This window comes from Tistlia sp. (genome assembly GCF_040905785.1).
Lineage (GTDB): Bacteria > Pseudomonadota > Alphaproteobacteria > Kiloniellales > DSM-21159 > Tistlia.
Window position 1 is genome coordinate 26,407 of sequence record NZ_JBBDQW010000041.1, and the last position, 6,821, is coordinate 33,227.

Here is a 6,821-nt window from a genome sequence, read left to right on the forward strand (position 1 = left end):
GCGGGCGAAGTTCCAGGGGCTCGGCCGCGGCGGAGGGCGTGCCTGCGGCCGGAACCGCGGAGGCGCGCCCGGCGTTTCACGCAGTCCGGCGCGGCCCCAGGCCCGCCCAGGCTGGAGCAGGAAATGAAGCTGAGATCGGACGCGGAATACGAAGCGGCGATGCGCGAGTTCAGCAGGCTCGAAGGCCGGTCGCTCGATGCCGCCGAAGCCGAGCGCAAGAGCGATCTCGAAGGCGCGATTGCCGCCTATGCGGCCAAGCCGGGACAGCCCGGGGAGCGCAAGGGGCGCCCGCCCCTGCAGGCACGTCGGGGGGACTGAATCCCCCGCAGCGCCGTCGCCGAGCCGCGCCGGCTCAGCCCGAGCCCGGCGTGCTCAGCGGAAGGCCGAGGCGAGCTGCTCGACGCGCACCGGCGCGCTGTCGGCCTCGCCACCCAACTCCTCGTCGAGAAGGGCCGCCAGCTTGCGCCGCGCGCGGTTGACGCGGCTCTTGATCGTGCCGACGGCGCAGCCGCAGATCTCGGCCGTCTCCTCGTAGGAGTAGCCTGCGGCACCGACCAGGATCAGCGCCTCGCGCTGGTCCTCGGGCAACAGGCCGAGCGCGCTGCGGAACTCGCGCATCCGGATGTGCTCGGACTGGCTGGCCTCGACGAAGAGCGCGCCGCTGTGGACGCCGTCGACGTCCTCGACCTCGCGTCGGCGCTTGCGCAGCTGCGAGTAGAAGCTGTTGCGCAGGATGGTGAACAGCCAGGCGCGCAGGTTGGTGCCGGGCGTATAGGTGGCGATGTTGCCCCAGGCCTTGACCAGAGTGTCCTGCACCAGGTCGTCGGCCTGGTCGGTGCGCCCGCACAGCGAGATCGCGAAGGCCCGCAGCGACGGAATCGCGGCGATCAGTTCGTCACGAGCCACGAACTGGGTCATTTGTCACCGCCGCCCGAGCGTTCGCCCCGCTCCGCCTTCTGGCCCGCCTTCTCGCGTTGCTCGAGCTGCTGCAGCAACTGGACGAAGCGGTCCGGCAGCGGCTCGTTCACCAGACCGTCGTAGTAGGCCATGAGCTCGTCGCGGATTCGTTGCGATGTCTGCTCCGGCAGCGCCTTGTCCCGCTGAGGGGACTCCTGCGCCTCGCGCTCCCCCGCCTTGCGACCCGCGGCGTTCGCTCTATTGGTTGCATCTGACATCAATAGCTGCCACTTTTGGTTATTGACCGGCGACGGATGAACACAGCCCAGCAGAGACGCATGTCGAGGCTCGCGCAGGTTTCGGCGCTCGCGCATATTATCGTAGGCTTGCTGTAGCAGAAACTGCAACGCGCGGTCGATCCCCCAGTTCCGGCGCGGGGCAACCCGTCTCCCGCCGTCCGGGAACCTCCGGCGCTTCTGAGGCGTTCCACCGCGGGCAAAAAGTTGCCACGAAGTGCACGTAAAGCCAGTAGGCGTGGGCCAGGAGCATCGGGTTGCTGCAAGGCCGCGGACCAGGTGGGGTGCCATGTCCATTTCCCATGACCTCGAAGTGCATCTGCCCTACCTGCGACGCTTCGCGCGCGCTCTCACCGGCAGCCAGCTGAAGGGCGACGATTACGTGGCGGCGGTGCTGCAGACGCTGATCACGCGGCCAGGCTTGGCGGCGGGCGCATCCAGCCCACGCCTGGCGCTCTACAGCCTCCTGCTCTCGAGGTTCCGCGCGCTGCATTCGGCCGAGCGCGACGCGGTTACCACGCCGCCCGAGCAGTCGCTGCGCCGCCTGACTCCGGTCTCGCGCCAAGCCTTCCTGCTAAGCACCCTGGAAGGCTTCCGGCTCGAGGAGGTGGCCGAGTCGATGGACGTGACGCCGGCCGCCGCGAGCCGGCTGATCGCCGCCGCCTCGCGCGAAATCTCCCGCCAGCTCTCGACCCAGATCCTGATCATCGAGGACGAGCCGGTCATCGCGCTCGACCTGGAAGCGCTCGTCGAGGGCGCCGGGCACCGCGTCAGCGGCATCGCCAGCACCCACCGCGAGGCGCTGGAGCTGGCCGCCGCGCACCCGCCGGGGCTGGTGCTCGCCGACATACAGCTCGCCGACCGCAGCTCCGGCCTCGATGCCGTGAACGAGCTGCTGGTCAATCTCTCGGTGCCGGTGATGTTCATTACGGCCTATCCGCAGCAGCTGCTCTCGGGCCAGCGGCCGGAGCCGGCCTTTGTCGTCACCAAGCCCTATTCGGCCGATACCGTGCTGGCGTTGATCGGCCAGGCGCTGTTCTTCGACCGCGCCGCCCGCCCCCGCGACCGCATCGTCGCCTAGCGCCTCTGGCGCACCATCCCCAAGGTAAGTGTCGGTGGAACGGCTCGCGCAAGGGCCTCGTTCCGGAGTGGGGCGCTGCCCGGAGCGGCGGCGCCCTGAAAGCCGTCGAGGCGGCCGGAACGGCCGCCGGGTGGCTCAGATTGCCAGAAGGAGACCAGCAATGATGCCCGTGACCCTGCACCACAACGACTGGGTGGTCGTCGGCGACGGCAAGAAGGCCTTGTTCCTGCGCAACGCCGGCGACGGCGTGCAGCCGGCGCTGGAGACCTTCGACGTCCGGCGCCAGGAGAACCCGCCGACCCGCGAGCAGGGCGCCGACCGCCCGGGCCGGCTGCAGGATCGCGGCGTCCAGCAGCGCAGCGCCGTCGAGCAGACCGACTGGCATCAGCTCGAGGAGGACCGCTTCGCGGCCGGGATTGCGGAGATCCTCTACAAGGCGGCCCACGCCCGTGCCTTCGAGCGCCTCGTCGTCGTGGCGCCGCCGAGGATCCTGGGCGAGCTCCGCCGCGCCTTCCACCCGGAGGTCGAGGCGCGCATCGTCGGCACCCTCGACAAGACCCTGACCAACCACCCGCTCGACCAGATCGAGAAGGTGCTGCTGGCGAAGTAGCGCTCCCGCGCGACCCCCGCCCCGGCCGCCCGCGTCACCCGGGTAGGTTAGTCGGCCGCCTGGGGCGGCGCCTTGGCGGGGCCCGACAGGGGGGTGTCGGGCTCGTGGTGGATCGGCCGCGTCCCTCGCGACAGGAACTCGGCGATCGCCCGGGTGTCCTCGAAGTGCTCGCAGACCGCCTTCATCACGATCAGCAGCGGCACGGCGATCAGCATGCCGGCGAGGCCCCACAGCCAGCCCCAGAAGGCCAAGGCTATGAGGATCGCGACGGCGTTCATCTCGAGGTTGCGGCCGAGTAGCAGCGGCGTGACGAGCTGGCCTTCGAGGCTGGTCAGGGCGAGGTAGGCGAGCGGCGGCAGCAGCGCCTCGGTCAGGGTCGGGAAGCTGACCAGGGACACCATGGCGACCAGGGCGATGCCGATCAGGTTGCCGACGTAGGGCAGGAAGTTGAGGGTCGCGGCAGCGACGCCCCACAGGACCGGGCTCGGCACGCCCAGCAGCCACATGGCCGAGCCGACGAAGAAGCCGAGGCCGACGTTGATGAGCGTGATCGACAAGAGGTAGCGCGAGACCGTCCGCTCGATGTCGAAGATCAGCCTCAGCGCCCGCTTCTTGTCGGTCATGGTCGGCAGGACGCGCACGATCTTCTCGTAGATCATCTCGCTCGAGCCGAGCAGGAACAGGATCAGGATGGCGGTCAGCAGCAGCATCGAGAGCACCGCGACGAGGTCGTCGGCGGCGCTCGGCAGGAACCCCGGCTGCTCGACCGAGACGCGCTGGACCTCGGGGTCCTTGGCCGACTCGGTCAGCTTCTCGACTTCCTTGCTGGCCTGCGAGACCTGCTCGACCGACTGGCGCAGCTCGTAGAGCTTGCTGCGCAGCTCGTAGCTGATCCTCGGTGCCTCCTGGATCCAGTTGGTGACCGGCCGGGTCAGCAGCCCGAGACCGACGACGATCGTCAGGGTCAGGGTCAGGACCAGGACGGCCGCGGTGGCAAAGGGCGGCACGCCCCGCTTGCGGCCGGCGCGCACGATCGGGCTCAGGGTCAGCGCGACCAGGAAGGCCAGCGTCAGCGGCAGCAGGAGGTCCCGCGCGATGTAGAGCATGCCCACGAAGAGGATGATTGCGCAGGTGAAGATCGCAAAGCGCACGCCCGTGCCGCTGAGCAACGGCACCCGCTCGGACTGCATCTGCTCATCGCCCTGGCTCATCTGCCCGCCTTCCGCCTGATTCGCCCCGCCGACCGCTGCGGGCACTCGACCGGCCGCTCGTGAACCGGGGCGGGCGGCCTGTCGCGCAACAGAGACCGAACCGAACGCGGGCCGTGACCGGCCGGTTCCGGCCTCGGCCTCGAGGGGCGACGGGAAATCGCGCAGCCCTGCCTACACGTTCTCGCGCGGTAGAACCTGCCGCTGGCTACTCGCCCTCGCGCTCGTCCTGCTTGCGGACCCTGGAGGTGCCCGCCGGCCGCTCGAACGCCCGCTTCTTCTCGTCGCGGGTGCCGACCTTGCGGGCTAGGTTGCCACCGGCACGGCCCGGCTGTCCCTGGCCTTCGCCCAGGATCGGGTCGCTCTCCAGGCGCGTCTGGCGCTCGCCCTTCTCCTCGAGCTCGCGCCGCTCCTTGCCGTCGTGCTGCGTCATCTCGCCGTCCTCCGCTCTTCGTCCTATGCCGAGCGAACGACACAGGCGGCAGCAGCGTTCCGAGACCGGACGCCCCGGGCGACGCGTTCAGAGCAGGTGCTGGACTTCGGTGAAATGCAGGTAGCCCTCGTCGAAGCCGGCGACCGCCTCCAGGCCCTGCTTCGAGAGCACCCGCACGTGGCTGGTGCCGAGTTCGATCAGCCCCTCCGCGCGCAGCTGACGAAGGGTGCGGTTGACGTGGACCGCGCTCAGGCCGAGCGTGTCGGCCAAGTCCTCCTGGGTGATCGGCAGCGGAAAGCGGTCGTTGTCGGTCAGGCCGAGCAGATGCAGCCGCCGCCAGAGCTCGCAGAACAGGTGGGCGACGCGCTCCCGCGCCGTGCGCCGGCCGAGCGAAGCCAGGCGCTCGGCCAGCATCGCTTCCTCCTGGGCGTTGGCCCAGGTGAGCGCGATCGCCAGCGCGGGATCCTGTGCCAGCAGCTTGCCGAAGGGGTTCTTCTCGAGGGCGAAGGCGGTCACCGCGGTCTTGGCGGTCAGGAAGTGATCCGCCTTGCTAAAGAGCGTCGCGTTGAAGCAGATGAAGTCGCCCGGCAGCGCGAAGTTCACGATCAGGCGCTCGCCGGTCGGCAGCAGCTTGAAGCGGGTGACCCAGCCCTCGGTGATCAGATAGATCCCCTGGTAGGCTTGGCCCGCCTCGAGGATGGCTTCCTGGCGGTCGAAGCTGACCTGGCGCGTGCAGAGCTCCGCGAAGGCCTCCTCGACCCGTCCCGAGACCGGGTAGAAGCTGGAGAGCTTTCGGAAGAGCATTGCGGTCATCGATCCTGGGCGGCCCCACGCCTGCGTCCGGGTGCGGTGCCGTCACGGCTGCCGCATCCCGCCGGTATAGGCGTCGAAAGCCCGGGCGCCAAGGAGGGTTGCCGATCCGCGTCAGCTCGCGCGGTCGGGCAAGGTCGTCTGGCAGCGCACCAGCAACTCGCGGATCAGCACCGTCGCCTGATCGTGATCGGCCCGGCCGTAGCGCGCGCAGTCCGCCTTGAGGTTGGCCTCGAAGGCGGCTCCCAGCACATCCTCGAGTTCCGCCGGATCCACGAGGCCGCGCTCGATCAGGGAAATCAGCAGGGATTCGCAGACCGACAGGGCGGCGAGCGCGGCACCGCCGGCCGCCGCAGCCGGAGGGTCAGAAGGAGGAAGATCAGGCGCGGCCTCCGGCGTCACCGGGTGCTCGGCAACGGGGCGTACCATCAGCCGACCAGCGCATCCAGGCGGCCACCATCCTTGCCACCGGCACGGGGCTCGGAACCGGCGGCGCGGGACTCGGTGCCCTCACGCATAGGCGACTCGCCCCGCAGCGGCGCGACGGTGCCCTCGAGCAGATCCTTGAGGCGCATGCGCGCCCGTGACAGCCGGGAGCGGACCGTGCCGATCGGCGTGCCGAGCACGTCGGCCGCCTCCTGGTAGCTCATGCCCTCCGCGCCGACCAGGATCAGCACCGTGCGGTCCATCTCCGTGAGCTTGGCGAAGGCACGCGAGAAGTCGCGCACCTCCAGGCCGTTCTGCTGCACCGCGGGGACCGACAGCGCCCCTTCATGGTCGGCCGGATCGACGGACTCGGGGCGGCGCGAGCGCTTGCGCATCTCGGTGAAGTAGCAGTTGCGAAGAATTGTGAACATCCAGGCCTTGAAGTTGGTGCCCGGCTGGTAAAGCTCGATGCGACTGAGAGCGCGCTCCACGGTAGTCTGGACGAGATCGTCGGCATCGTGGCTATTTTTCGTCAAAACCTGGGCGTAGGCCCGAAGACGCGGCAAGAGTTCTGCCAAATCCGTGGTCACTTCCGATTGCATCGCGTCCTCTTTCCGCCGCAGGGTCTATGACACATACCTTGTCTGCGCGCATCGAAATCAAGTCATGTCAACATCGGCCTTCTACCATATCGGCTTTCTACTATATCGGATTTCTACTATGTTCAGTACCGTGCCCGCCCTCCGACTGGCATTTCGCGGGAGACGATGATGTCTCTTGCCGATCTCTTTCAATATTGTCCTCAATGCCTCGATTGAAAGTCCCTATTAACCATCTAGCCCGCAACGCGGGACCGCATGGCGAGATCGGTCGACCGGGAGGTGAAACCGACGAGGGAACAGCCGCGCGCGCCAACACAACGCGCCAATCGCCGCAACGTTCATGAGCGGATGGCCGCAACGGTCACGGACGGACGGCCGCCGCCCATCGAGGCCGCCTCACCCCTGCCGGAGTTCCAGCCGAGGGGGGGGGGGGGGGGGGGGGGGGGGGGGGGGGGGGG

The 6,821-nt window shown here is 68.9% G+C and carries 10 protein-coding genes; 3 read left to right on the forward strand and 7 right to left on the reverse strand.

The genetic code is table 11. The features are described 5' to 3' along the window. Positions 1 to 123: 123 nt before the first annotated feature. Positions 124 to 318 (forward strand): hypothetical protein, encoded by a 195-nt coding sequence (locus WD341_RS10200; RefSeq protein WP_368425342.1) that lies wholly within the window; start codon positions 124 to 126, stop codon positions 316 to 318. 54 nt (positions 319 to 372) lie between these two features. Here WD341_RS10200 and WD341_RS10205 read toward each other — a convergent pair whose 3' ends face one another. Both WD341_RS10205 and WD341_RS10210 read right to left on the reverse strand, forming a co-directional pair. Then, the gene (locus tag WD341_RS10205; protein WP_368425343.1) at positions 373 to 918 is read right to left on the reverse strand and encodes a sigma-70 family RNA polymerase sigma factor; all 546 of its coding nucleotides are present in this window, start codon (positions 916 to 918) and stop codon (positions 373 to 375) included. Further along, positions 915 to 1,304 (reverse strand): NepR family anti-sigma factor, encoded by a 390-nt coding sequence (locus WD341_RS10210; RefSeq protein ID WP_368425344.1) that lies wholly within the window; start codon positions 1,302 to 1,304, stop codon positions 915 to 917. Before WD341_RS10210 ends, WD341_RS10205 begins: the two co-directional genes overlap by 4 nt. 178 nt (positions 1,305 to 1,482) lie before the next feature. On the opposite strand from WD341_RS10210, the gene WD341_RS10215 reads away from it, so the two are divergent. After that, positions 1,483 to 2,274 (forward strand): response regulator, encoded by a 792-nt coding sequence (locus WD341_RS10215; protein WP_368425345.1) that lies wholly within the window; start codon positions 1,483 to 1,485, stop codon positions 2,272 to 2,274. A gap of 160 nt (positions 2,275 to 2,434) precedes the next feature. Beyond that, the gene (locus tag WD341_RS10220; protein ID WP_368425346.1) at positions 2,435 to 2,884 is read left to right on the forward strand and encodes a host attachment family protein; all 450 of its coding nucleotides are present in this window, start codon (positions 2,435 to 2,437) and stop codon (positions 2,882 to 2,884) included. Between the two features lie 47 nt (positions 2,885 to 2,931). On the opposite strand, the gene WD341_RS10225 is transcribed toward WD341_RS10220, so the two are convergent. The 5 genes from WD341_RS10225 to WD341_RS10245 all read right to left on the reverse strand — a co-directional run bounded on the left by WD341_RS10225 (position 2,932) and on the right by WD341_RS10245 (position 6,363). Next, positions 2,932 to 4,095, reverse strand: a complete 1,164-nt coding sequence (locus tag WD341_RS10225; RefSeq protein WP_368425347.1) for an AI-2E family transporter — start codon at positions 4,093 to 4,095, stop codon at positions 2,932 to 2,934. Between the two features lie 205 nt (positions 4,096 to 4,300). After that, positions 4,301 to 4,525, reverse strand: a complete 225-nt coding sequence (locus tag WD341_RS10230; RefSeq protein WP_368425348.1) for a hypothetical protein — start codon at positions 4,523 to 4,525, stop codon at positions 4,301 to 4,303. Positions 4,526 to 4,612: 87 nt separating this feature from the next. Further along, positions 4,613 to 5,329, reverse strand: coding sequence for a Crp/Fnr family transcriptional regulator (locus WD341_RS10235; protein WP_368425349.1), 717 nt, complete (start codon positions 5,327 to 5,329; stop codon positions 4,613 to 4,615). 120 nt (positions 5,330 to 5,449) lie between these two features. Continuing rightward, a complete protein-coding gene (locus WD341_RS10240; protein ID WP_368425350.1) occupies positions 5,450 to 5,737 on the reverse strand; it encodes a hypothetical protein in 288 nt (95 codons plus the stop codon). A 26-nt stretch (positions 5,738 to 5,763) separates the two neighbouring features. Continuing rightward, entirely contained in the window at positions 5,764 to 6,363 is a 600-nt protein-coding gene (locus WD341_RS10245; protein WP_368425351.1) for a sigma-70 family RNA polymerase sigma factor, read from the reverse strand. Positions 6,364 to 6,821: the final 458 nt, after the last annotated feature.

Excerpts from the sequence above, each read along its gene's own strand:
- WD341_RS10200 (WP_368425342.1), top strand. The coding sequence starts at position 124 with ATGAAGCTGAGATCGGACGCGGAATACGAAGCGGCGATGCGCGAGTTC.
- WD341_RS10205 (WP_368425343.1), bottom strand. The coding sequence starts at position 918 with ATGACCCAGTTCGTGGCTCGTGACGAACTGATCGCCGCGATTCCGTCG.
- WD341_RS10215 (WP_368425345.1), top strand. The coding sequence starts at position 1,483 with ATGTCCATTTCCCATGACCTCGAAGTGCATCTGCCCTACCTGCGACGC.
- WD341_RS10220 (WP_368425346.1), top strand. The coding sequence starts at position 2,435 with ATGATGCCCGTGACCCTGCACCACAACGACTGGGTGGTCGTCGGCGAC.
- WD341_RS10225 (WP_368425347.1), bottom strand. The coding sequence starts at position 4,095 with ATGAGCCAGGGCGATGAGCAGATGCAGTCCGAGCGGGTGCCGTTGCTC.
- WD341_RS10230 (WP_368425348.1), bottom strand. The coding sequence starts at position 4,525 with ATGACGCAGCACGACGGCAAGGAGCGGCGCGAGCTCGAGGAGAAGGGC.
- WD341_RS10235 (WP_368425349.1), bottom strand. The coding sequence starts at position 5,329 with ATGCTCTTCCGAAAGCTCTCCAGCTTCTACCCGGTCTCGGGACGGGTC.
- WD341_RS10245 (WP_368425351.1), bottom strand. The coding sequence starts at position 6,363 with ATGCAATCGGAAGTGACCACGGATTTGGCAGAACTCTTGCCGCGTCTT.